The organism is Flavobacterium columnare (assembly GCF_014844295.1).
Taxonomy (GTDB): Bacteria; Bacteroidota; Bacteroidia; order Flavobacteriales; family Flavobacteriaceae; genus Flavobacterium; species Flavobacterium columnare.
The window spans coordinates 1,359,877-1,385,849 of record NZ_CP054494.1; the positions used below are offsets into that span (position 1 = coordinate 1,359,877).

Here is a 25,973-nt window from a genome sequence, read left to right on the forward strand (position 1 = left end):
AAATTCAAAAAAGATGAGTTCAGAAAAAGAGGCTAAACTAAAAGCACTACAGCTTACTTTAGATAAGTTAGATAAAGCATACGGTAAAGGCACCGTGATGAAAATGGGAGACAAAGCAATAGAAGAAGTAGAAGTTATTTCTTCGGGGTCTCTTGGAGTAGATCTTGCATTAGGTGTTGGCGGCTATCCTAAAGGTCGTATTATAGAAATATTTGGACCTGAATCATCAGGTAAGACAACACTTACATTACATGCGATTGCTGAGGCTCAAAAAGCAGGAGGAATTGCTGCTTTTATAGATGCTGAACACGCATTTGATCGTTTTTATGCAGAAAAATTAGGAATAGACATTGACAACCTTATTATTTCACAACCTGACAATGGAGAACAAGCCTTAGAAATTGCTGAAAGTTTAATTCGATCTGGAGCTGTAGATATTGTGGTTATAGACTCTGTTGCCGCACTTACTCCAAAGAGTGAAATTGAAGGCGATATGGGCGATTCTAAGATGGGATTACACGCTCGTTTGATGTCACAAGCCCTACGTAAATTAACAGCAACTATTAGCAAAACGAATTGTACTGTATTTTTCATTAATCAGCTTCGCGATAAAATAGGTGTAATGTTTGGAAATCCTGAAACGACAACTGGAGGTAATGCCCTTAAATTTTACGCATCGGTACGTTTAGATATTCGTCGTTCTTCACAAATTAAAGATGGTGAAAATGTATTAGGCAATCGCACCAAAGTTAAAATTGTTAAGAATAAAGTAGCACCTCCTTTTAAAACAGCAGAATTTGACATTATGTATGGCGAAGGTGTTTCTAAAACAGGAGAAATATTAGACCTAGCAGTTGAGTTTGAAGTTATCAAAAAGTCGGGATCATGGTTTAGCTACGGAGAAACAAAACTCGGTCAAGGCCGTGACTCCGTTAAATCTTTAATAAAAGACAATCCTGAATTAGCAGAAGAGCTAGAAATCAAAATCAAGGAATTAATTAAAAATTTAGAGAATTAGTTTATCTTAGTTGCAAAAATATTTTTGCAACTATTTTTTTTTATATATATATTTACCGTATATGAAGAAAAAGAACAATCACACTATACACTTGTTAATCATGGCATTAGTCAACACATTCTCTTTTGCAGCTACAATTCCAGAACCTCCACCTCCTTTAAAGAGGGCTGTTCCTCCTGGTCTTCCGATAGATGAACACCTACTGGTTTTTATTATTTTAACAATATTATTATCATTTTACTTTTTTAGAAAGAGTATAAAAAAAGCTCCTAAAGTTTAATTAGGAGCTTTTTCTTTTATTTCTTATTTGTAACGGCTAAATTGCGTTCTATTTGGTGTCCAGGCCTAGACCATTTTGGTTTTTCTCCTAAAGATTGATATTCTGAATCACATGCCTCTACTGTTTTAGGCTGCATTAGCTTAATAAAAGGCTTTTGAGGATTTAATCCTAGTAACTCAAACATTTTCATATCTTCATTCACATCTGGATTAGGGGTAGTCAGTAGCTTATCCCCAGCAAAGATTGAATTTGCACCTGCAAAAAAACACATCGCTTGTCCTTCTCTTGACATTTGAGTTCTCCCTGCTGAAAGTCGAACTTGTGTTTCAGGCATAACAATTCTGGTTGTAGCTACCATTCTGATCATTTCCCAAATTTCAACAGGTCTTTCATTTTCCATAGGAGTCCCTTCTACCGCTACTAAAGCATTAATAGGAACTGACTCTGGCTGTGGGTTTAAAGTAGATAAAGCAACTAACATACCCGCTCTATCTTCTACACTTTCTCCCATTCCTATAATACCGCCACTGCAAACAGTTACATTTGTTTTACGTACATTTTCAATTGTTTTTATACGATCTTCAAATCCACGTGTTGAAATTACTTCTTTATAATAGTCTTCAGAAGTATCTAAGTTATGGTTGTAAGCATATAACCCTGCTTCTGCTAATCGTTGTGCTTGATTTTCAGTAAGCATACCTAGCGTACAACAAACTTCCATATCTAATTTATTGATTGTACGAACCATTTCTAATACTTGATCAAATTCTGGCCCATCTTTTACATTTCTCCAAGCAGCTCCCATACACACCCTTGAAGAGCCTGACTCTTTTGCTCTTAACGCCTGTGCTTTTACTTGGTTAACAGTCATTAGATCATTTCCTTCTATATCCGTATGATAACGTGCTGCCTGAGGACAATAACCGCAATCTTCCGGACATCCACCCGTTTTTATTGACAAGAGTGTTGATACTTGCACCGTATTGGGGTCGTGATTTTCTCTATGAATAGTGGCTGCTTGATAAAGCAAGTCCATCAATGGCTGATTGTATATTTCAATAATTTCTTCTTTACTCCAATTATGTCTTGTAATACTCATAAATAGATTATTTAGGGGTCAAAAATACACAATTCGTTTAACATAAAGGCGGTAATAAAACAACTTTTATCTTATAAAAATAAATTTAATTTAGAGAAATTGGCAATTACGTTCTGAATATTAAACTTGTAGTTATAGAATAATTATTATTATCATTATTAAATATACGATCTTTTGAATTGAATGTTTTAGCTTCAAATCGGAATTTTAATTTTTCGTTAAGATCATAATCTAAATTAGAGGAAAATCCTAATACTTGAAAACCATTTGGTGTTCCTGTCGGAACTATGATTTGATTTTTATCGCTATAATACTCAGCTCTAAAAGCAGCAATCATTTTCTTATTAACTTGGCTTTTTAGCATTACAATTGGTCCATACCACGTTCCATAATTTGTAGCATCATACTTATCTGATCCAATATCAAAACCTGCAATTATCCCCAATTTATCAGATGGCTCATATTGCATATATAAATTATGAAAAGTTCGAACCGCATTTATGCTATCAGGCTTGTCAGTACCAATAAAATTGCTATAATTAAGTAACATTTTTTTATTAGGCTTAAAAGTGACTTGTCCCCCAAAAGATGGCCTTTGAATAAAATCCGGTTTTTTTATTCTTTGCCAACCATTCAGATATAAAGCAGCTAGATAAATTTTTTCGTTTGGCGATTGATAGGACACTCTAACTCCAGCTTCATAATAAGGAGAGCCTTCTGTAATCAAACTTCTTGTTAAGGTCCAACAATCAGCACCAATAGCACTTCCAAACCCTATATGAGATGGCAAAACTCCTACATCTAGCCACAAATTACGTTTTTTAGATAATTTTGCTCCTATATTTGCTTCATAAATAAACTGCGCCCAAGTTGGTTCAGCACTTAAATTATAAGTTGCGTAATTACCTCCCATTAATCCTAAATTAGCTCTAATATTTTCGTCTTTGTAATTTAGTTTTAACAAAAGTAAATTAAAATTGAGTTCGTTATGTCTTTTATGACTATAAACGAAGTTTGATTTTTCATGATTTTCAGGCTTTGAAAAATCGTAACTATAATACAATTCTCCATAAGCACTAACTGTCATTTTTTTGACTGTATCGTTTTGAGAAAAAACTTTTGATATTGGGGAAAAAAGGAAAAGAAAACTATATATTTTTATTAGTTTTGATCTTGTAATTTTTTTTATCATAATATAACTTCAAAATATATTATTATTTAGATTTTTTTTATCAGCTAAAAACATCTGTTTCAAAGATGAGGAAACTAATTTCGCTAACAAAAAATTGCATTAAAACTTAGTCTTTTTTACTTTAACTAAAAAAGCAACCATAAGGAATATACTAAAAAAATCTAATGTGTTCAGACAATTAAACATTCGTATTTCCTTATAATTCTTGCAAGTAAAATTATTTTAATCTGCTTTAAAATATTTGTAAACAGAACCTGCTAAAAAAGAAGCAACTACCGGAACTACAACAAAAAGCCAAAGTTGAGAAATAGCCCAACCACCTACAAATATAGCTTGGCTGATACTTCTTGCTGGATTTACAGATGTATTGGTAACAGGTATACTTATTAAATGAATAAGAGTTAACGCTAAACCAATTGCTATTCCTGCAAATCCTGTATTCGCTCTTGAATCTGTAGCTCCTAAAATGATCAACAAGAACATAAAAGTCATAACGAACTCTGTTACAATAGCGGACACCATACTATACTTACCTGGCGAATGCTCTCCATAACCATTAGCCGCAAAATCACCTATTACCCCTCCATTTCCTGTTACAATTACATAAAGAACACCTGCTGCAAGAATTGCACCTGCAATTTGAGAGACAACGTAAGGTAAAATTTCTTTTGAATGGATTCTACCTCCAGCCCAAAGACCAATTGTAACAGCTGGATTTAAATGAGCTCCAGAAATATGTCCAAATGAATACGCAATAGTTAAAACGGTTAATCCAAAGGCAAAAGAAACCCCTGTCAACCCAACTCCAACAGTCCCAAAATTTGCAGCTAACATAGCTGTTCCACAACCTCCTAATACAAGCCAAAATGTACCTATAAACTCTGCTATATTCTTTTTCATAATACTACTATATATAAAACCCTACTCATCTGGCTTTTCGGTTACGCCTCGTTTTTTTTGGTATCTGATCTCCAATTGTTTTTAAAAAATATTTCTTGTAATATTAATAACTGCAGCTTTAATAAAACAGCCGCAAAAGTAGTTATAATAAAAGATATGAATCAAGGAAAAAATCACACTTCGTGACGAATTGTGTTTTTAAAGGAATTAAAGAGAATGTTTTAACAAAATACTAAAATTGTTTAATTTTTTTTAAGAAAAACTTGCCTTTTATCCTCTTCTAATTGTTTTTTTAGTGAGTCAAGTGAGTCGAATTTTTGTTCGCTTCTAAGATAATATTGTAAAATAACAGTTATATCCTCTCCATAAAACTCAAAATTACAATCAAACAAATGTACTTCTATAGTACGATATTGTCCGTTAATAGTCGGACGATTTCCTATATTCATCATTCCTTTATACGTTTGATTTTTAAGAAATACGTCTACCGCATAAACCCCTTCTTTGGGAATTAATTTTAATGGTGAATCTATTTGAATATTAGCTGTAGGAAAACCTATGGATCTTCCTATTTGATTTCCTTTAACTACTTTTCCACTTAGAGTATATGGATTTCCAAGGTATTGATTTGCTAATGAAATGATTCCTTCTTTAATAAATTGTCTTATTTTGGTAGAGCTAATAGTAATTTCATCGAGTTCTTCTGCTGATATTTGTTCTACATCAAAATTGTATTTTTTACCAAATCGGATTAAATCGTGAATATCTGAAGAACGATTTTTTCCAAATTTATGATCATATCCTATGATGATTTTTTGAATATTTAATTTATCAACTAAAATATTTTTAACGAATTCTTCGCCTGATAAATCGGATAAAGCTTGATTAAATTCTAAAAAAAGCAGATTATCTACCTGTAGTTGTTCTAATAATTGTATTTTTTCATCATTCGTACTGAGCAGTTGAACTGGAGAATCTGTTTTTAGAAAAGTTCTTGGGTGGTTAGAAAAGGTAATTACAACCGTTTCATTAAATTCATTAGCATTAGATTGGAGTCTTCTGATTATTTTTTGATGTCCTAAGTGTACTCCATCAAAAGTCCCTATAGTTACAATAGTCTTTTTACAGAATTGAACATTTGATAAATCGCTAATTACTTTCACCTTTTGTAATTTTGGTGGGCAAATTTAATGAAATAGATAGAGAGAGGGGCTATTCTCTCTCTATTTTTTTATAAAAATTACAGCATCTGAATTACTTTCTGTTATTACTTGAAATAAATAGAACCCAGATGATAGATGACTAACTATTTCTGGTTTTACACTATTTTTTTCTACCTTAAATTCTTTTATTAGTTTGCCTGTTAGATCAAAAATTTTGCCTATTCCTCTTTTTCCTATTTTACTACCAAACAAATAGTATAATTCATCGCCAACTGGATTTTGTTCTAATATAATTTGATCACTCAAGTGTTTTATACGAAATGCTTTGGTACTAGATTCAGAAAATCTTCCTTCTCGAATAATGATATTGTCTTTATACCCAATCTGATAATATCCTTCACCATTATCACAACATAGTCCATCTGCTCTTTTATCTTTTATAGTAAAAGTGTAACACTCTTTATCTTCTAAATTCCAAGTTTCTTGAATAAGAATAGGTTCATTATCATTATAAGGACCTCCTGAATGTAGTATTTTTCCAGAACTATCCAATAACTCCCAAGTAATATCTTCTCCTTTATTATCTAACTGTAATTCAAGGTTTATTTCATCATAAAAAAACGATTCTGGTTGAGCTGTGTTAATTATTTGAACTTTGGCAAAATTATTTGAACTTCTTGTATCGTTTACGCCATTTACTTCAATAATTTCTACACTTAATATATCATTTTCTACACCTATTTCAGGAATAGACATCAGAGTATATTGATTGGGTTTGAGCCCCCCTTTCCAATTAATATCTTTTGTAGTTTGATTGTTAAATCGATATTTTATTAAAACATTATTAATATCATTAATTCCTCTATTGATTATGGATACTTTTCTAGGCTCATTTACACATAAATTGGAAAACCCTGTATATTGTTTTTCTATCTTTATTTCAGCATCATTGACTAATAATAATATAGGCTTTTCTTTTTCTGAGTTGACAATAGTTCTTCTTCTAGGCGAACTAGCTAATACCGCTCGAATTCGATCTTTTTGGTTTTGGGTAAAAATATTCATACAGGTATCATCTGTATAATCCATATAATTTTGCACCATTTCATCTTCTGTTCCTGCACAGCTTAAGATGGTAGGACAGCCTAAATTTGAGTCATGAGCCTGTGGGGTATCTGCACAAAAATCATCTCCACAATATGAATCTCCCCATATATGACGCAATCCTAACCAATGCCCAATTTCATGCGTAGCAGTTCTACCTTTATCGTACTGAAATCCTTTATATATTCCATTGGGATAGATTTCTCTAGAGCCAAAATTTAAATAACTTACAACAACTCCATCAGTAGCCTCAGTACCATCTTCGTTCAAACCGGGAACATTTGCCATACTTGGAAATTGTGCTTGTCCTAACAATTTGGAATTTTCAAAATCAACAACCCAAATATTCAAATACAAAGAGGAATCCCATACGGTTTCTGGTTTTAAGACTAAATCTATATCGCCTTTTATATTGGGTTTCGTTTCAACCCATTTAACATGATTGTAATAAACACGATCAATGCCATTTGTTGGATTCCCCAAAGGATCAACCTGCGCTAAAGCAAATTGGATTTCTAGATCAGCACCATTAGGGTGTGTATTATGCCCTGGTGTATTTGTCTTTTTTCTAAAATCATTATTCAACACTTCTATTTGCGAAATAACCTGCTTATCGTCAATATTAGGTGCTTGGCCTACATCTTGCCCAGAATGCACAACATGCACTACTACAGGTATTGTAACAACGCCATTGAATACAGATCTACTATTTGCTTGTTTTTGTATGAATGGGTTTAACCATTTTTCAAATTGATCTAGATTAGCTCTTTTGGGATGTTCTTTTTGCAGGTATTTTTCATACTCTATAGTCGAACATCTGACTGCTTTTTCTTCTTCTTTGTCCTGTCCTTTAGATACAAATGATATAAGAAACACAAAAAGAGAAACTATCGTATAATTTACTTTCATATTGGCTGGATAATATTTATAAAAATACGAACTTATTGAATTTCACCTAAACAATTTTAAAATTTATTTGCCTATCTTCCATTTCTTGCAACAGTTCGGAAGATATTTTTATTTTTATTTTACGACTTGGCATGGATAGCATATTTCTGACAATAATTTCTTCTTTTTCTTCTGGTATTTCTATTTCTACATTTTCTATATCATCCGTTTGGTTATCTTCAACAGGGGCACTTTCAATTTGCAATTGTTTTTTAATTTTTTCCAGCTCCATTACTTCAAAAGTTACCTGATGCTCTCCTTTATTTTCAACAAATAAGTTATACAGGTTATTTATTAGATCTTCCTTTATTTCATATATAGAAAAAAGAATAGTCATTTTCTTTGCATACGTGGGAAGAACATCAGCGAGCATTTTTCCATCCATAAATTGAATTCTAGGATCTGATTTTTTACCTGTTTCACGGTTTGTCCAACCTTCTTTAACGTTTAACTTAAAATAAACAAATTGGTTTTGAACTAAATAATGACGGAATTTTAGGTATTCTTCATCAAAAATTCTAAATTCATACGTTTCATCATATCCTTCTAGATTAAATGTTGCCCATCCTTTACCATTTTTAGCGGTTCTATGCTGAACATTCGTAACCATACCTGCTAAAGAAATATTTTTGCCAACCAATTGTTCTAAGTAAGACAATTGTTCTAAACGAGTATTACAGAAATATTTCATTTCATATTTATAATCATCTAGTGGATGGCCTGAAATATAAATTCCTACCACTTCCTTTTCTCGTGCTAATTTTTCCATGGTATGCCATTCTTCACATGGGGGAACTGTGGGCTCTGGTATTTGAACTTCAGTAGTATCTCCAAACAAGCTTACTTGAGAGGAATTTTCATTTTCTTGCATTTTGGCTCCATATTTCATAGCCTTTTCCAGAAACCAGATATTATCACCATCGTGATGAAAATACTGAGCTCTATGTGTATTTTCAAAGCAATCAAATCCCCCTGAAAGGGCTAAGTTTTCAAATGCTTTTTTGTTTGCGGCTCTTAAATCTATTCGCTTAGCTAAATCAAAAATGGATTTATATTTACCTTCTTTTCTATTTTCTATAATGGTATTTACAGCACCTTCACCAACCCCTTTAATTGCCCCCATACCAAAACGAATGGCATAATTTTCATTTACTGTAAATTTATAAAAAGATTCATTTACATCAGGCCCTAAAACTTCCAACCCCATCCGTTTACATTCTTCCATAAAGAAAGATACTTGTTTAATATCATTCATATTATTGGAAAGAACCGCAGCCATATACTCCGCTGGATAATGCGCTTTTAGATAAGCCGTCTGATAAGCAACCCAAGCATAGCAAGTAGAGTGTGATTTATTAAATGCGTAACTTGCAAAGGCTTCCCAGTCAGTCCATATTTTATCTAATTTCTGAGCATCATGACCATTAGCCATGGCTTGATCTATGAACTTAGATTTCATTTTATCTAGAACGTCTTTTTGCTTTTTACCCATTGCTTTACGAAGAACGTCGGCATCACCTTTAGAGAAATTTGCTAACTTTTGTGAAAGGAGCATTACCTGTTCTTGGTATACAGTAATCCCATAGGTTTCTGCTAAATATTCTTCACAAGCATCTAAATCGTAGGTTATTTCTTCGTCTCCATTTTTTCGTCGCACAAAGGAAGGAATATATTCTAATGGTCCTGGACGATACAAGGCATTCATGGCAATTAAGTCTGCAAAAACAGTTGGTTTTAGATCCTTCATGTATTTTTGCATACCAGGAGATTCGTACTGAAAGACCCCCACAGTTTCTCCTCGTTGAAAAAGTTCATACGTTTTAACATCATCTATAGGGAAATTATCAGGATCTAAGTCTATTCCTAAACGATATTTAACTAATTTAACGGTGTCTTTTATTAAAGTTAGGGTCTTGAGACCCAAAAAGTCCATTTTTAGCAAGCCTGCACTTTCTGCTACTGAGTTATCAAACTGAGTGACATATAAATCAGAGTCTTTAGCAGTAGTTACAGGAACGAAATTCGTTATATCATCTGGTGTAATGATAACACCACAGGCATGTATACCTGTATTACGCATGGAACCTTCAAGTACCTTAGCTTGCTGAATGGTTTCTCCCGCCAAATCGCCTTCATTTGCTATACTAATCAACTCTTTGATTCGATCAAATTCTTCAGAAGACTTGAGTGCTTTTTTAACATCTCCTTCTTCTTCTTTTAAAAATCGCGCCAAATTCCATTTGGAAGGCATCATAGCTGGAATGAGCTTTGCAATTTTATCAGCTTCAAACAGAGGCAAATCCAACACCCTTGCAGTATCTCGTATAGCTGATTTGGTGGCCATTTTACCATACGTAATGATTTGTGCTACTTGGTTAGCTCCATATTTATCAATTACGTATTGCATTACATCTCCTCGTCCTTCATCATCAAAGTCAATATCTATATCGGGCATAGACACACGATCAGGATTCAAAAAACGCTCAAAAAGTAAGTCATACTTAATAGGATCTATATTGGTAATTCCTAAGCAATAAGCAACCGCTGAACCTGCTGCGGAGCCACGGCCAGGCCCTACTGAAACGCCCATTTTTCTAGCGGCTGCAATAAAATCTTGGACTATCAAGAAATAACCAGGATACCCCGTTTTTTCAATTGTTAACAACTCAAAGTCCAAACGATCTTTAATTTCGGACGTTTTGGTTGGATCTATTGATTCGTCAGCAATTTCGGGGTATCTTTTTCGAGCTCCTTCATAGGTAAGATAGCGCAAATATTTATTTTCTCCTCTTTTACCGCTATCTTGGTTGTCGTCTGCTACTAGAAATTCTTCTGGAATATCAAACTTAGGTAATAATACATCACGGTATAAAGAATAGATCTCTATCTTGTCAATAATTTCTTGTATATTGATAATTGCTTCAGGCAAATCCACAAAAAGACGTTTCATTTCTTCTTGTGTTTTAAAATAATATTCTTGATTAGGAAGTCCATACCTATAACCACGCCCTCTTCCTATAGGTGTAGCCTGCTTTTCTCCATCTTTTACACATAATAAGATATCATGGGCATTAGCATCTTCTTTGGCCACATAATAGGTATTATTAGTTGCTATTAATTTAACTTGATGTTTCTGCGCAAACTGTATTAAGGTTTGATTGACACGATTTTCATCTTCTTGATTATGACGCATTATTTCGAGATAAAAATCATCTCCAAACTGTGATTTCCACCATAAAAGTGCTTCTTCTGCTTGGTTTTCACCTAGATTCAGTATTTTGCTAGGAATTTCTCCATACAAATTACCTGATAATACTATTATATCTTCTTTATATTGTTCAACTATCTTTCGATCGATACGCGGTACATAATAAAACCCTTCTGTGTAAGCAATAGAAGCCATTTTTGCCAAATTATGATACCCTTTTTTGTTTTTTGCTAAAAAAACCATCTGGTATCCATTGTCTTTTACGGACTTATCTTTATGATTGTTACACACGAAGAATTCGCCTCCAACAATCGGTTTTATTTCAACTTCGGAAGCTGCTTCCCCTTTTTCTATATTCGCTTCATTTTTTGCTTTAGCTACCTTATTATGGTTTAGAACAGCACTTACAAACTGAAATGCCCCCATCATATTGCCAACATCTGTCATAGCCACTGCAGGCATTTTACTTTTGGCTGCTGCATTAACAATAGCAGGGATAGAAATCGTAGATTGTAGTACTGAAAACTGGGTATGATTATGCAAATGTGCGTATACAGCCTGTTCTAGATTTTTAATTGCTTCTTCCGAAACAAGGGTTTCATCTCCTTCTTGCTGTATTTTTTTTAATCTTTTTCGAATTTCATCTGAAGCAGATTTTAAATTGATGTGTTTTAAACCAATCAATTTAATTTCTTGAGGATTATTTTGGCGAAAACGCATATAATAATCCTCAGGCACATCTAACTCTTCTTGCGTAAAGATCTCTCTTTTTACAAGTTCAAAAAAACAACGCGTAGTGGCTTCTACATCGGCGGTAGCATTATGTGCTTCTGCAAAAGGTTCGCCAAAAAGAAACTGATGTAATTCAGTAAGTGTAGGCAATTTATATCTACCTCCACGACCTCCAGGTAATTTAAGCAATTCTGCTGTCGTTTCTGTACAAGTATCTAGAACAGGCATTTGTGACAAAGTAGAGGCTACTCCTCCTCTATACAACTCACACCCCATGATGTTAACATCAAATCCTACATTTTGACCAACGATATATTTGGCTTTTGAAAGCGCTATATTAAATTTTTCTAACACTTCTTGCAAACTAATTCCTTGTTCTATGGCTAATTCCGTAGAAATACCATGAACTCTTTCTGCATCGTAAGGAATATTAAATCCTTCCGGTTTAACCAGATAATCTTGATGTTCTATAAGTTGCCCCATTTCATCATGCAGCTGCCAAGCTATTTGTATACAACGCGGCCAATTGTCTGTATCAGTAATAGGTGCAGACCAACTACGCGGTAAACCTGTAGTTTCGGTATCAAAAATTAAATACATAGATGTGAAAATTCCAAAATTTAATAACTCTATTCTCTAATAAATTTTCATAATTTGAATTTGAAAAGAGATTTTTCAAAAATACGTTTTAGAAAGGAAGAAATCAAGTTATTTGACAAAAGGAATCTTTAACCTGAGAAAATAAAAAAAGCCTCACATTACTGTAAGGCTTTGATTTTACTTGTGGTCCCACCTGGGCTCGAACCAGGGACCACCTGATTATGAGTCAGGTGCTCTAACCAACTGAGCTATAGGACCAATTTACTAAGTAAATCTTTTTAGACGCTCAGAGTTATTCTCTGTTTGCGGTTGCAATATTAAGACATTTTTTTAATTCTACAAAATTATTTAGACATTTCTTGACACAATTCAATTAATACACCATTAGTACTCTTAGGATGCAAGAAAGCAACTAACTTATTATCAGCACCTTTCTTAGGAATTTCATTCAATACGATGAAGCCATTTTTTTTTAATCTTTTTATTTCTTCTTCTATATTTTCTACATCAAAAGCTATATGATGGATCCCTTCGCCCTTCTTTTCAATGAATTTTGCAATAGGACTCTCTGGATTTGTAGCTTGAAGCAACTCTATTTTATTAGGCCCATTCATAAAAAAAGAAGTTTTAACTCCTTCGCTTTCTACAAATTCTTCTTTATAGGCAGGTTTCCCAAAAAGCAATTCAAAAACTTCATTAGACTCTTCTAAATTTTTCACAGCAATTCCTATGTGTTCAATTTTTCTCATTCTTATTTTTTTTATTTAGACAAATATATCATTTGACAAACTCAAAATAGCAACACTAATTACAAAAAATTGTATGTTTGCAACATGGAGACTAATAGACAGAAAAAAATAGGAAACGTTTTACAAAAAGATTTAGTAGATATCTTACAAGGAGAAGTACGTAAAAACGGAATTTCAAATCTTGTTATATCTGTTTCAAAAGTAAGTGTTACTAGTGATTTATCAATTGCAAAGGTTTTTCTTAGCATTTTCCCACAAGAAAAAGCAGAAGAAATACTAGAAGCCGTAAGATCCAACACACCTCTTATTAAACATGATTTAGCACAACGTGTAAAATTACAATTACGTAGAGTTCCTAGTCTACTTTTTTATATTGATGACAGTTTGGATTATATTGAAAAAATAGATCACGCATTATCAGGGAAAGACAACCCAATAGAAAACCCTAATTTATTAGATAAAAGAAAGAAATCCTAAGCAATTGCACTTTCCTTTTTACATAGCACAACGATATTTACGCACCGCTAGTAAGAATAATGCAATAAACATTATTAGCCGGATAGCCTCAGTAGGAATAATCATCGGCTCTATGTCTTTGTTTGTTGTTCTTTCTGTTTTTAGCGGATTGAAGGATTTCAGCTTATCTTTTAGTAATAATTTTGATCCCGATTTAAAAATCTTTCCTAAAAAAGGAAAAACTATCACAATTACCCCCCAACAATTTAATAAATTCAAAAATTCAAAAGGAATTAAATTTTATAGTAATGTAATTGAGGAAAAGGTTCTTTTCATGTATAAAGGAAAAGAGCATGTAGCCGAAATTAAAGGTATAGACAATCAATTCAACCAAGTCAACAAAATACAAAAGGCTATCTATCAAGGACAGTGGTTAATACCCGAAACACCTCAAGTTGTTATTGGAAACGTTATTGCCAATAAATTATCATTAAACCTTTTTGATTTAAACAATATTCTTGAAATTTACGTTCCTAGACCTGGTAAGGGAGCTATTACAAATCCAGAAACTGCCTTTAACAAATCGAATCTAATACCAGTAGGAATTTATTCTATTAACGACGATCTAGACGCAAAGTATGTCTACACAGATCTTCGATTAACACAAGACCTATTGGAATACAAACCAAATCAGGTATCCGCTATAGAAATAAAAATAGATAGTCTAGCCAGTGAAGATATCATTATTAAAAATTTGACTAAAATTTTTGACAACACAGTAGTTATAAAAAACAGAACACAACTTAATGATAGTTTACACAAAATGTTAAATACTGAAAATACAGCTATTTACCTCATTTTTACCTTAGTAATCATCATGACTCTTTTCACCTTAGCGGGTGCTATCATCATGATGATTCTTGAAAAGAAAAACAATTTAAAAACACTTCTAAACCTAGGAGTTACTATAAAAAACATTCAACTAATCTTTTTACTACAAGGATGCTTAATAACTTTCATAGGAGGGGTATTAGGTATTAGTCTAGGCCTTATTTTAATCTTTATCCAAGACCAATTTAGCTTAATAACAATAACCGATTCTCTACCCTACCCTGTTAAAATAGAAACAACAAATATCATCATCGTCTTTGGAACGATCATGATTTTAGGTTTTATGGCCTCTTTTATCGCAGGCAGTAGAGTAACTAAAAACTTATTAAATAACAATCTTTAATTCGTTTTTTACTAGTCTTTTAAAACATCAAGACCCTATTTTCCTTCTACAGAAACACAGTCTATGATTTCACAAAAACATTTTTTAGCTTTTAATCGTTCTATCCGTTCTTCTATCTTTTTAAGAAAACAACCCTCCATTGGTTTACAATTAAAATAAAAAAAAACATTTTAAAATTCAACAAACAAAAAACCTATAAAACCCAAAGATTTTAAGACTACATTATTAAGTCCAACTCCTACTTCTAGTTTATTCTAAAATATTTTTTATCTTATTCATAACATTTATCAGTTGCTAGATAAAAATCTTTATCTAATTTTGTTAGATCGTGTATTTTTTAAAACACGATCTAATAACTAATTTTATCATCTTTATTTTTCACAATAAAAACAAACCACATGAAACCAGATTTATTTCAATCACCTGATTACTATCAATTAGATGATCTACTAACGGAAGAACATAAATTAGTACGTGATGCGGCTCGTACATGGGTAAAAAAAGAAATATCCCCTATAATTGAAGAATACGCACAACGTGCTGAATTCCCTACTCAAATCATTAAAGGACTAGGTGAAATAGGTGGGTTTGGTCCTTACATCCCTGCTGAATATGGAGGAGCTGGATTGGATCAGATCTCGTACGGTTTGATAATGCAGGAAATTGAAAGGGGAGATTCTGGCGTACGTTCTACTTCATCTGTACAATCTTCATTAGTAATGTACCCTATTTGGAAATATGGTTCAGAAGAGCAACGCCAAAAATATTTACCCAAATTAGCCACTGGTGAATGGATGGGATGCTTTGGATTAACAGAACCTGATCATGGTTCAAATCCAGGCGGTATGGTAACTAATTTTAAGGACATGGGGGATCACTATCTTTTAAATGGTGCTAAAATGTGGATTTCTAACGCTCCATTTGCACAAATTGCTGTGGTTTGGGCAAAAAATGAGGAAGGCCGTATTCATGGATTGATTGTAGAACGCGGGATGGAAGGTTTTAGCACACCTGAAACACATAACAAATGGTCTCTACGCGCTTCTGCAACAGGCGAACTTATATTTGACAATGTAAAAGTTCCTAAAGAAAATTTATTACCAGGCAAATCTGGATTAGGAGCTCCTCTCGGGTGTCTTGATTCAGCACGTTATGGGATTGCATGGGGGGCAATTGGTGCCGCTATGGATTGTTACGACACAGCTTTGCGCTACTCTAAAGAACGTATTCAATTTGACAAACCAATTGGAGCTACACAATTACAGCAAAAAAAATTAGCCGAAATGATTACTGAAATCACAAAAGCACAACTTTTAACGTGGAGATTAGGCGTATTACGCAATGAGGGAAGAGCTACTTCAGCACAAATATCTATGGCTAAAAGAAACAATGTAGACATGGCTCTTACTATAGCTCGTGACGCACGTCAAATGCTAGGTGGCATGGGAATTACAGGCGAATATTCAATCATGCGACACATGATGAACTTAGAGTCTGTAGTAACCTACGAAGGAACTCATGATATTCATTTATTAATTACAGGCATGGATATAACAGGATTTCCCGCTTTTAAATAATATACAAATAAATAAAAATGATACAAATGCCTCTCCGTTTAAAGAGGCATTTATTATTTTTGCTGAAATTTATTAAAATAATGAGCATCGAATCTATCCATAAAAATATCCAAACCAAAAAGGATATCTTATTAAACCATCCTTTATACTCAAAAATAAAAACATTAGAATCACTTAACATTTTCCTTGAACACCACATATATGCTGTTTGGGATTTCATGTCTTTATTAAAAGCTTTACAAAACCGGTTGACATGCACCAGCACGCCTTGGAAAGCTTCTCCGAACCCTGAAACTCGCTATTTAATAAATGAAATTGTTCTGGCAGAGGAATCAGACTTAGCTTTAGACGGAAAACGCCTAAGTCACTACGAAATGTATTTAGAAGCCATGCAAGACTGTGGTGCCTCTACAAACGAAATCAAATATTTTTTAAAAAACATAGAAGAAACTCAAAATATTTTTGAAAGTATTAATCAATCTGAGCTTGGAAAAGGCATAAAAGAATTTTTATCTTTTACTTTTAAAGTTATTGAAAAAGGACAAGCTCATGAAATTGCAAGTGCTTTTACTTTTGGAAGAGAAGATCTAATACCTAGTATGTTTACAGCTATCTTAAAAAATTTTAAAGAATCATTCCCCGAAAAAGATTTTTCAAAATTGATTTACTATTTCGAACGCCATATAGAACTTGATGCAGATGAACACGGTCCTATGGCAATGAAGATGATTGAGTATTTAGCAAATGACAATGAGGAAAAATGGAATGACATGGAAAAAATAGCAATTGAAGCCTTAGAAAAAAGAATCATCCTATGGAACGCTATCGAGAAAGCAATTGATTCTATTTCGTAACACCTATAACTGCCCGAAAAGTATTCACAACTTATATTTTATCATTTTGATACAACAGTTCCTTTTCGGGCAGTTATAGTTACTCAGTTGGAGCTAACTCTATTGCCAGTCCATCTATTTCAGGAGTTATTAAAATCTGACAACCTAAACGACTGTTTTCTTTTACATTCAAGGCTTCCCAAAGCATTGCATCTTCATCGGGATTCTTTTCAGGCAATTCAACATCATTTAACACATAACATTGACAAGAAGCACACATAGCCATTCCACCGCAAATACCAATAGTCCCTTCTGGTGCCAATTCATACACGCGAACCAACTCCATAATATTCATATTCATATCCGTTGGCGCTTGCACTTCATGAACCACACCTTCTCTATCCGTTATTTTTATTATAATATCTAAAGACATATTTTTTTTCACAAAAATAAAGATATTTCGAGAAATATATTAAATTTGGAAAAATTTTGGGGGATTAGCTCATTTGGCTAGAGCGCTACGCTGGCAGCGTAGAGGCAACCGGTTCGACTCCGGTATTCTCCACCAGAACTTTAACTTTTTTAAAAAATATTTTTAAAAAAAAGAAAAAAACTAATACATTTGAAAAATGTTGGGGGATTAGCTCAGCTGGCTAGAGCGCCTGCCTTGCACGCAGGAGGTCATCGGTTCGACTCCGATATTCTCCACTAAATTAACCAAAACCAAAAACCAATAACGTCTCTAATGAGACGTTTTTTTTATCTCTTAATAAAATGAAAAATAATCCCCTACTTATTTTATTTTTATTTTACCTTTTAAAAGCTTATCCTCAAAAAATCACAACCACCCTTCCTGACACCATCACACACTGGAAACAACAAAACAAAGTATCTTTAGAAATCAATCAAATAAGCTTTATTAACTGGAATGCTGGAGGAAACAACTCTGTCTCTGGCTTACTCAAAGGAGACTTTAAAAGAATTTTTCAACATAAAAATATAAAATGGCACAACGAGCTATTATTTCGTTATGGCATAAACAAACAAGACGGTTATGAAATAAGAAAAACAGAAGATGTCTTTCTGTTCAATTCAACTTTTGGTTTTAAAAAAGACACAATATCTGACTGGCATTATTCAGCTAAATTAAATTTCAACACCCAATTTACAAACGGCTATAAACATCCTAATTTTGAGAAACCTATTTCTAGTTTCTTTGCTCCAGCCTATCTATTTATTGGCATTGGTACGGAATATATTAATAAAGAACAAAACCTTAAAATATACCTATCTCCTCTAACTCAAAAATCTACTTTCGTATTTAATACTGAATTAGCAAACGAAGGTGCTTTTGGGGTAGAGAAAGGAAAAAAATACCGAAATGAAATCGGGACACTCATAACAACTTTTCACAAAGATGAAATATACCAAAATATTTATCTAGAAAACAGAGTAACTCTTTACACGGACTATTTAAACAATTTTGGTAATATAGACATAAACTGGCTATTACAATTTGACTTTATCGTAAACAAATACGTTTCCGCAAACGTTAACACAAATTTATTATATGATGATGATGTCAAAACTAAAAACGAAACAAACGGCCAATTAATCACTTCTGGACCTAAGATACAATTTAAACAATTAATTGGAATCGGATTGAATTATTCTTTTTAACCAAAAGAATAATTCCTTTATAAAATTAACATATAGATCATTCCTTATTTGATATAATTTTGATCCTATTTAAAATTTCAAACCCAAATTACGTGTTATACCATTTAAACTTTGAATTTTCTTTTTAAAAATAGTACATCTATAAAAGCAACAAAAATTAGCGCTGGTTCTCGATGCGCTTCGCGCTCGAACTAACGATGATTTCAATTATATAACTCAACCATCTGTTCGAGTTGTTTAAAAAAAGCGTATTGAGAACTTTACTTTTTAATCCAGTATATTTTAAGCTTAAATGGTATTAAACTTTCTGATGAAGAGAAAAAGAGTAAAAAGGGAAACACACAATTTTTGTTTCCCCACGGATATAGTTTTGCTACGTTTAAGACAAAAAAATGGATTGCTCTTTCAGATTAAAAATCATTTTTTATCTGTAATAAATTCTAATGTGTAATCCGGCTTAAAAAAGACCAAATAGATTGAAATATTTATAAATCACTCATATACAACACATAAATAGATATAAATTTAACAAAATTCACAAGCTTTTGACTTGATCCCTTTTGTTCTTGATCCTTGAAATCGAGTGTTTTTTTCAAATAAAAAGAGGCTATCCAAAAAACAAGGACAGCCTCTTTTAGAGTCATTTTTAGCCAGTACCCGGAGTGGGAATCGAACCCACACTCCGTAGAACACGAGTTTGAGTCGTGCGCGTCTACCAATTCCGCCATCCGGGCGTTGCTGAATTGTGAGTGCAAATGTAGAAAAAAAAATTAATAATCATAAAAAAATATTAAAAAATATGTTTTCAAGTTGATTTTAATTTCTAAATTTGCAACGCGTTAAAAGCAACACAACACATAACTAACTACAATCAAATGAATTGTTATTTTTGTTTCTTTAAAAAGCTTCAAAAAAAATAGTTTAATTGATATAAAAAAAATAACCTAATGCCACATTTAGAGCCGGAAGCAAAAATATTTGCTTCTTCGAAAAGTGTATTCTTAGCCGAGAAAATCGCCAAGAAATACGGTGTAGAGCTAGGAAAAGTAACGTTCTCACATTATAGTGATGGTGAATTTCAGCCTTCTTTTGAGGAATCAATAAGAGGATTACGAGTGTTCATTGTGTGTTCTACATTTCCGAGTTCAGACAATTTAATGGAACTCTTACTAATGATTGATGCCGCTAAAAGGGCTTCAGCAAGACACATAACAGCAGTAATTCCTTATTTTGGTTGGGCTCGACAAGATCGAAAAGACAAACCAAGAGTTCCCATAGGAGCCAAATTGGTAGCAAAATTGCTTGAAAGTGCAGGAGCTACGCGGATCATGACAATGGATTTACATGCTGATCAGATTCAAGGTTTCTTCGAAAAACCAGTAGATCATTTATTTGCTTCTACAATTTTCTTACCGTATGTTCAATCATTAGGTTTAGAAAATTTAACAATAGCATCTCCCGATATGGGAGGGTCAAAAAGAGCTTATGCTTACTCTAAGTTTCTAAGTTCAGATGTAGTAATTTGCTATAAGCAAAGAAAAGCAGCGAATGTGATTGAATCAATGGAGTTGATAGGTGAAGTAAAAGGGCGAAATGTAATTCTTGTTGATGACATGGTCGATACAGGAGGTACACTTGCCAAAGCGGCTGATCTAATGCTAGAAAAAGGAGCTTTGAGTGTACGTGCTATTTGTACTCATGCTATTTTGTCTGGCAATGCAATAGATAAAATAGAAAACTCAAGCCTAACAGAGTTGATCGTAACGGATTCGATACCGCTTAAAAGAGAATCAACAAAAATAAGAGTCGTAAGTTGTGCTGAATTGTTTGCTGATGTAATGCGCATGGTACATTACAACAATTCAATAAGCAGCAAATTTATTATGTAAATTATATTATTAATTTTTATATTTTTTTAAATGAAATCAATTACAATTAAAGGATCTGAAAGAGAAAGCGTGGGTAAAGTATCTACTAAAGCCTTACGTAATGCTGGAATGGTTCCTTGCGTGTTATACGGAGGAGATCAACCAGTACACTTCGCAGCTGAAGAAAAAGCGTTTAAAAACTTGGTTTACACTCCTAATGCTCACACAGTTGTGATTGAGTTAGAGAATGGAAAAACTTTTAATGCTGTATTACAAGACATCCAGTTCCACCCAGTAACAGATAAAGTTTTACATATTGACTTCTATCAATTATTTGAAAACAAAGAAGTTACTATGGAAATTCCTGTGAAGATTGTTGGTAACTCTAAAGGTGTTATGGCTGGTGGTGTATTACGTCTTAACCAACGTAAATTAAAAGTTAAAGCTTTACCAGCTAATTTACCTGACTTTATCGAAACAGACATTTCTGAATTAGAAATGGGTAATAAATTATATATTACTAAACTTTATACAGATACTTACAAATTTTTACACCCAGACAATACTGTAGTATGTCAAGTAAGAATTTCACGTGCTGCAATGAAAGCTGCTCAAGAGGCTGCAAAAGCAGAAAAAGGAGCAAAAGGAAAGAAAAAATAATTTTCTTAAAATATTTTGCAAAAGTGCTCACAATTGTGGGCACTTTTTTATTAGTCATCCCCCTTTTTTACAAATAAATATAGTTAGGCATTATCCGATGAAAAAATTTTTAATAATAGGCTTAGGCAACATAGGTGCAGAATATATTAACACCCGTCATAACATAGGTTTTAAAGTCGTTGATTTTTTAGCTAAAAAACACAACGCTGAGTTTACTACCGTAAAACTGGGCGCAATGGCAGAAATAAAATTAAAGGGAAAAACCTTATTTTTACTAAAACCAAATACCTATATGAACTTAAGTGGCAAAGCCGTTCAATATTGGATGGATAAAGAAAAAATTAACAAAGAAAATATACTTGTAATTACAGATGACTTAAATTTACCTTTTGGAACTCTACGCATTAAACCGAAAGGTAGTGATGGTGGGCATAATGGATTAAAAAACATACAATTATTGCTTAACTCAACAGATTACCCAAGATTTCGTTTTGGAATAAGCGATGATTTCAAAAAAGGAAAACAAGTGGATTATGTATTAGGTGAATGGGACGAAATAGAAAAAGCAAAATTAACAGAACGTTTAGAACAGTCTATTGCTGCTATTGAATCTTTTGTTTTGGCAGGACTAGAAAACGCCATGACAACATTTAATGGTAAATAATTTTTAAAATACAATCCGTTAAAAGAATTTAATACAATGAGACTATCCGATTATTCTTTTTAGTACTAAATTATACGAGGACACAAAACGTATACTACATCAGAACGACTTTTAAAGATTAAGACGAGTTTTTTCACACTTATAAAACAAAATAATTGTTATTATTTTTTATAACACTAACTGTTTTTTATAAATCCAAAAAAGATAAATAAACCATCCTAAATAAGCCACACAAACAATTAATTTTATTACAGTAGAAGTAAGAAAACCTATAAATGCTCCTAAGGCTGCTTTAAATGCTCTTGAGTGATTTTGATTCTCAAAATACAATTCCCCTAAATAAGCCCCCAAAAAAGGGCCTATCAAAAAACCAATAGGAGGCATAAAAAGACCAATAATTAACCCTATATTAGTTCCCCACACACCATATTTAGAGCCCCCTAAACGCTTAGTTCCCTGCGCTGGAATAAAATAATCAAGAACTATGATCACTATAGTAATGAATAATGTGGTGCCTAAAAACCAATAATTATTAGGAATGGTCTTGGTAAGATACAAGAGTAACATCCCTACCCAACTCAAACCAGGTCCTGGTAGAGCTGGTAAAACACTACCTATTATTCCTATTAAAATGCACAAAAAACCAATAATTACCAATACTAAATCCATAGAATATTTTGTTACTTTTGTCTTATAAATATAAATATTAAAAAAAATTAACACAATGAAACTAATAAAAAGTAACTTACTCTTATTGATCGCTTTTTTTTCTGTAGTAAGCTGTCAATACTTCGAAAAAAAAGAACCTAACAAAGAGGATCTTTTAAAAAAAGAATTAAGTAAAATAAATTGGAATACCGTAGATGAGTATCCTTCTATAACGGAATGTGAATCTATAACTGATAAAGAATTAAAGAAAGAATGTTTTTTTCAAGTATTGACAAAGAATATTTATGAAAAAATAGCAACAGACACCGTTAGAAAATTATTACCTAGACTAGACTCTTTAAAAATAAGAATTATAATTCATCCTGATTCAAAAGTAGATTTTTCAACGATTCTCCCTTCTAGCGCGCTTGATCCTGAATATACAGATAGTATTTTACGTTCTAAATTAATTAATTTCCCGACTATTGAACCAGCAATTAAAAGAGGAATGAAAGTAAAATCAGAATTTTTCATTCCAATTAAAATCAAATAATTTTTCATTTCATAAAAGTTCTGCCTTTCCAATCGTATTTACCAAATAAAGAATAAATTACAACGAATGAGCTAAAAAAAGCATATAAAATAGTTGAAAGAATTAAATATTTTAATGATTTTCCAAAGTACTCAGAAGACATTCTAAAAAGAATATAATCAACCAAAAATTTGATAGCAAAGACCATAAGCAAGAGTTGTCCTTCAAAATTTAGGAAAAGAAAACCACAAGCAAGTAATATCAAAGAAAAATTCATTAAAAAAACAAAAAGCCCCAATTGCTTACTATAAATAGATTGATAATTAGCTATCTTACTCGCCCATCTAACTCGTTGATTCAAGAGTTTTTTAAATGAATTTTCAGGTTTTGTACAAACTGTTGCCAATGTATTTTTAAGAAAATAGACCTTTTTAGGATCTTTTTGAACGGCTTTTTGAAGCAAAAAAACATCATCTCCACTAGCTATCTCGTCATTACCTTCAAATCCTCTTAATTCCTCAAAAAAAGTTTTTTGATAACAAAGATTAGCTCCATTACACATAAAGGCTTGACAATTACCAAAGCTTCCTATAGTGGTTCCTTGTAAACTTAACAAATCTAAAAACTGAAAATTTTGTAAAAAACTCTTAACAGGACTAAATAACACTCCAGAAGCTATCATTTTAGGTGTCTTTTCCTGAATAAAAGCATCATAAATACTCAACCATTTTTTATTTACTGTACAATCAGCATCCGTAGTTATAACCCAATTGTTTTGTACGATTGGAATAGCACTATTAATAGCATCTTTCTTGGGAGAATTCGTTTTTCTAATAGTATTCATTAGAGTAATCTGGAATCTGGAATCTGGAATTTCAAATCGATCATCAGAATCATCATCTACCAAAATTACTTCAAATAAATGGCTGGGATAATTTAATCTTTCAAAAGAAGCCAACAAATTAGGTAAATTTTTATTTTCATTTCGAAAAGGAACAATTATTGAAAATTTAGTTGTAGGATAAACTTCCTTGTACGAAAAAATTCTAACCTTGGTAAAACCTATACATAACCAAAGAATATTGACACTATATCCGATTAAAACTAAATAAACAATCAATATAAAAACTTCCATTTTTATTCTTCTATTTGTGGTTTTACTAATTTAAAATTTAGCACAAAATAACTTCCTATAATTACAGGCAAAACAGTATTTAATCCCCACATTAAAGTACTAATAAAAAGCACAACCCATTCGTTAACCTTTAATAACCCAAAGAAAAAAACAGCAACACTTCCTTTTATTGCAAAATCTAAAAATTGAAAAGAGGGCAATGACGATGCTAAAAAATAGACCGATGCAATTACACTCATTAAAAGTAAATAAGGCAAGTCAACTCCAAACATCAGAAATAGAAAGTAATATTGATGCGAAAATGTTAAATAACGTAAAACGCCTAAAAGAATATTTTTTTGATGTCTTTTTTTAGGAATCGCATTAATCGTATGGATAAGTTTTTCAACTGAATATTTTCCGATCTTGACTCTTTTTAGTACTATGATAACTACAATCAAGAAAACTAAGATCCCTATAATAATAAACCCCTCTTTAAAATTTATAATTTGAAAATGAATATTAAAATACAACAATCCTAATACTCCAAAAAAAACAGTTAAAAGCAGTTGAACTCCATTACAAATCAGATTTAGGAAAATAACTTTTTTAGCTTGATTCTTTTTGAAAAACAATGCTTTTCCCGCATATTCTCCTATACCATTAGGAGTAAATAAAGCCAAAGTTAAAGCTCCTAAAACCTGTTTAGTAGATTCTGCTATGGAAAGAGTTTTTATTTCTTGAGTCAAATTTTGCCATTTTAAAATTTCAAAAAAACGGTTCAAAACAGACAAGAACAAAATAAAAACAATGGCATACCCAGGTTGTTTCGAGAGGATTTGATTTTTAAACCGATCAAAATCCATAACAGATTCACTTGACAATTTTTTATATATAAAATAAAAAGCACCTCCCACTATCATTAGTTTAAGCAGAAGTGTCAAGAATTGTTTAGCTTTGTTGAATATTTCTTGCATTGGAGCAAAGTAACAAAACTTTGAACTTGAAATTTGAAACTTGAAACAAAAAATTTGGTAAACGAAAGAATAATTTTAGGCATTGACCCAGGAACTTCCATTATGGGTTTTGGATTGATTAAAGTAATCAATAAAAAAATGGAATTTATCCAACTCAATGAATTATTATTGAGTAAATACGACAATCATTATATAAAACTTCAAAAAATTTTTGAACGCACTATAGAACTCATAGATACTTATACTCCTGATGAAATTGCTATTGAAGCTCCTTTTTTTGGCAAAAACGTACAATCAATGCTAAAATTAGGACGTGCACAAGGAGTAGCTATGGCTGCTGGTCTATCTCGTCAAATCCCTATAACCGAATATGAACCTAAAAAAATAAAAATGGCAATTACAGGAAATGGTAACGCCAGTAAAGAACAAGTAGCTAAGATGCTTCAACAACTTTTAAAACTAAAAGAACTCCCCAAAAACCTAGATTCTACGGATGGTTTAGCAGCAGCCGTTTGCCATTTTTTTAATTCTGGACGAATCGAATTAGGACAACAATACAGTGGATGGGAAGCTTTTATTAAACAAAACGAATCAAGAATTAAATAAAAGCCCTTTAATATTCCTCTTTTAAAAAACCACCCTAATCTATTTTAAAGTTTTATGAGTATATTAAACACAAAATCTATATAGCTTAAAAGCGTTAATAAAACATTGAAATTATTAGATTTTTTAAATGC

Annotated in this window: 22 protein-coding genes and 4 tRNA genes; 13 read left to right on the forward strand and 13 right to left on the reverse strand. The window is 32.3% G+C overall.

Annotated elements, in window-relative coordinates:
* Positions 1 to 13: 13 nt before the first annotated feature.
* Positions 14 to 1,018, forward strand: coding sequence for a recombinase RecA (recA, locus tag HUE53_RS06005; protein WP_014166107.1), 1,005 nt, complete (start codon positions 14 to 16; stop codon positions 1,016 to 1,018).
* A 296-nt stretch (positions 1,019 to 1,314) separates the two neighbouring features.
* On the opposite strand, the gene bioB is transcribed toward recA, so the two are convergent.
* The 8 genes from bioB to mce all read right to left on the reverse strand — a co-directional run bounded on the left by bioB (position 1,315) and on the right by mce (position 12,993).
* Entirely contained in the window at positions 1,315 to 2,397 is a 1,083-nt protein-coding gene (bioB, locus tag HUE53_RS06010; RefSeq protein WP_014166105.1) for a biotin synthase BioB, read from the reverse strand.
* 106 nt (positions 2,398 to 2,503) lie between these two features.
* Positions 2,504 to 3,484 carry a porin gene (locus HUE53_RS06015; protein WP_196771913.1) on the reverse strand — a complete coding sequence of 327 codons (981 nt, stop codon included), beginning with the start codon at positions 3,482 to 3,484 and terminating at the stop codon, positions 2,504 to 2,506.
* A gap of 327 nt (positions 3,485 to 3,811) precedes the next feature.
* Positions 3,812 to 4,489: an aquaporin Z gene (gene aqpZ / locus HUE53_RS06020; protein WP_014166103.1), complete on the reverse strand. Its 678-nt coding sequence runs from the start codon at positions 4,487 to 4,489 to the stop codon at positions 3,812 to 3,814.
* Between the two features lie 242 nt (positions 4,490 to 4,731).
* The gene (locus tag HUE53_RS06025) at positions 4,732 to 5,652 is read right to left on the reverse strand and encodes a bifunctional riboflavin kinase/FAD synthetase (RefSeq protein WP_014166102.1); all 921 of its coding nucleotides are present in this window, start codon (positions 5,650 to 5,652) and stop codon (positions 4,732 to 4,734) included.
* A 60-nt stretch (positions 5,653 to 5,712) separates the two neighbouring features.
* Positions 5,713 to 7,665: a M43 family zinc metalloprotease gene (locus HUE53_RS06030; RefSeq protein WP_192188781.1), complete on the reverse strand. Its 1,953-nt coding sequence runs from the start codon at positions 7,663 to 7,665 to the stop codon at positions 5,713 to 5,715.
* A gap of 46 nt (positions 7,666 to 7,711) precedes the next feature.
* Positions 7,712 to 12,244 (reverse strand): DNA polymerase III subunit alpha, encoded by a 4,533-nt coding sequence (dnaE, locus tag HUE53_RS06035; protein WP_065212946.1) that lies wholly within the window; start codon positions 12,242 to 12,244, stop codon positions 7,712 to 7,714.
* A gap of 184 nt (positions 12,245 to 12,428) precedes the next feature.
* Positions 12,429 to 12,502: transfer RNA gene (locus HUE53_RS06040), tRNA-Ile, on the reverse strand.
* An 86-nt stretch (positions 12,503 to 12,588) separates the two neighbouring features.
* Positions 12,589 to 12,993 carry a methylmalonyl-CoA epimerase gene (gene mce, locus HUE53_RS06045; RefSeq protein ID WP_014166099.1) on the reverse strand — a complete coding sequence of 135 codons (405 nt, stop codon included), beginning with the start codon at positions 12,991 to 12,993 and terminating at the stop codon, positions 12,589 to 12,591.
* Between the two features lie 84 nt (positions 12,994 to 13,077).
* Here mce and rbfA point away from each other — a divergent pair, with 84 nt between their 5' ends.
* The 4 genes from rbfA to HUE53_RS06065 all read left to right on the forward strand — a co-directional run bounded on the left by rbfA (position 13,078) and on the right by HUE53_RS06065 (position 17,114).
* Positions 13,078 to 13,470, forward strand: a complete 393-nt coding sequence (rbfA, locus tag HUE53_RS06050) for a 30S ribosome-binding factor RbfA (RefSeq protein ID WP_014166098.1) — start codon at positions 13,078 to 13,080, stop codon at positions 13,468 to 13,470.
* 4 nt (positions 13,471 to 13,474) lie between these two features.
* Entirely contained in the window at positions 13,475 to 14,683 is a 1,209-nt protein-coding gene (locus tag HUE53_RS06055) for an ABC transporter permease (protein WP_041253256.1), read from the forward strand.
* A gap of 398 nt (positions 14,684 to 15,081) precedes the next feature.
* Positions 15,082 to 16,260, forward strand: coding sequence for an acyl-CoA dehydrogenase family protein (locus HUE53_RS06060; RefSeq protein WP_014166096.1), 1,179 nt, complete (start codon positions 15,082 to 15,084; stop codon positions 16,258 to 16,260).
* Between the two features lie 80 nt (positions 16,261 to 16,340).
* Complete coding sequence (locus tag HUE53_RS06065; RefSeq protein ID WP_014166095.1) at positions 16,341 to 17,114, forward strand: DUF3050 domain-containing protein; 774 nt, start codon at positions 16,341 to 16,343, stop codon at positions 17,112 to 17,114.
* 79 nt (positions 17,115 to 17,193) lie between these two features.
* Here HUE53_RS06065 and HUE53_RS06070 read toward each other — a convergent pair whose 3' ends face one another.
* Positions 17,194 to 17,526, reverse strand: coding sequence for a 2Fe-2S iron-sulfur cluster-binding family protein (locus HUE53_RS06070; RefSeq protein WP_014166094.1), 333 nt, complete (start codon positions 17,524 to 17,526; stop codon positions 17,194 to 17,196).
* Between the two features lie 58 nt (positions 17,527 to 17,584).
* Between HUE53_RS06070 and HUE53_RS06075 the strand changes: the two genes are divergently transcribed.
* The 3 genes from HUE53_RS06075 to HUE53_RS06085 all read left to right on the forward strand — a co-directional run bounded on the left by HUE53_RS06075 (position 17,585) and on the right by HUE53_RS06085 (position 18,773).
* A tRNA-Ala gene (locus tag HUE53_RS06075) sits at positions 17,585 to 17,661 on the forward strand.
* Between the two features lie 66 nt (positions 17,662 to 17,727).
* Positions 17,728 to 17,801: transfer RNA gene (locus tag HUE53_RS06080), tRNA-Ala, on the forward strand.
* A 66-nt stretch (positions 17,802 to 17,867) separates the two neighbouring features.
* Positions 17,868 to 18,773, forward strand: coding sequence for a DUF3078 domain-containing protein (locus HUE53_RS06085; RefSeq protein WP_014166093.1), 906 nt, complete (start codon positions 17,868 to 17,870; stop codon positions 18,771 to 18,773).
* 654 nt (positions 18,774 to 19,427) lie between these two features.
* Here HUE53_RS06085 and HUE53_RS06090 read toward each other — a convergent pair.
* Positions 19,428 to 19,507: transfer RNA gene (locus tag HUE53_RS06090), tRNA-Leu, on the reverse strand.
* Positions 19,508 to 19,720: 213 nt separating this feature from the next.
* On the opposite strand from HUE53_RS06090, the gene HUE53_RS06095 reads away from it, so the two are divergent.
* From HUE53_RS06095 to pth, 3 genes are all read left to right on the forward strand, one after another.
* Positions 19,721 to 20,662 (forward strand): ribose-phosphate pyrophosphokinase, encoded by a 942-nt coding sequence (locus HUE53_RS06095; RefSeq protein WP_014166092.1) that lies wholly within the window; start codon positions 19,721 to 19,723, stop codon positions 20,660 to 20,662.
* Between the two features lie 30 nt (positions 20,663 to 20,692).
* Positions 20,693 to 21,301, forward strand: coding sequence for a 50S ribosomal protein L25/general stress protein Ctc (locus HUE53_RS06100; protein ID WP_014166091.1), 609 nt, complete (start codon positions 20,693 to 20,695; stop codon positions 21,299 to 21,301).
* 97 nt (positions 21,302 to 21,398) lie between these two features.
* Positions 21,399 to 21,965 (forward strand): aminoacyl-tRNA hydrolase, encoded by a 567-nt coding sequence (gene pth / locus HUE53_RS06105; protein ID WP_014166090.1) that lies wholly within the window; start codon positions 21,399 to 21,401, stop codon positions 21,963 to 21,965.
* A 168-nt stretch (positions 21,966 to 22,133) separates the two neighbouring features.
* On the opposite strand, the gene HUE53_RS06110 is transcribed toward pth, so the two are convergent.
* Complete coding sequence (locus HUE53_RS06110; protein ID WP_014166089.1) at positions 22,134 to 22,634, reverse strand: DUF456 domain-containing protein; 501 nt, start codon at positions 22,632 to 22,634, stop codon at positions 22,134 to 22,136.
* A 55-nt stretch (positions 22,635 to 22,689) separates the two neighbouring features.
* On the opposite strand from HUE53_RS06110, the gene HUE53_RS06115 reads away from it, so the two are divergent.
* A complete protein-coding gene (locus HUE53_RS06115) occupies positions 22,690 to 23,166 on the forward strand; it encodes a hypothetical protein (RefSeq protein ID WP_014166088.1) in 477 nt (158 codons plus the stop codon).
* A 4-nt stretch (positions 23,167 to 23,170) separates the two neighbouring features.
* On the opposite strand, the gene HUE53_RS06120 is transcribed toward HUE53_RS06115, so the two are convergent.
* A complete protein-coding gene (locus HUE53_RS06120; RefSeq protein ID WP_192188782.1) occupies positions 23,171 to 24,280 on the reverse strand; it encodes a glycosyltransferase in 1,110 nt (369 codons plus the stop codon).
* A 2-nt stretch (positions 24,281 to 24,282) separates the two neighbouring features.
* Positions 24,283 to 25,236, reverse strand: coding sequence for a lysylphosphatidylglycerol synthase transmembrane domain-containing protein (locus HUE53_RS06125; RefSeq protein WP_014166086.1), 954 nt, complete (start codon positions 25,234 to 25,236; stop codon positions 24,283 to 24,285).
* Positions 25,237 to 25,290: 54 nt separating this feature from the next.
* Between HUE53_RS06125 and ruvC the strand changes: the two genes are divergently transcribed.
* On the forward strand, positions 25,291 to 25,842 hold the full coding sequence (gene ruvC / locus HUE53_RS06130) for a crossover junction endodeoxyribonuclease RuvC (RefSeq protein WP_192188783.1): 552 nt from the start codon (positions 25,291 to 25,293) through the stop codon (positions 25,840 to 25,842).
* Positions 25,843 to 25,973 lie beyond the last annotated feature (131 nt).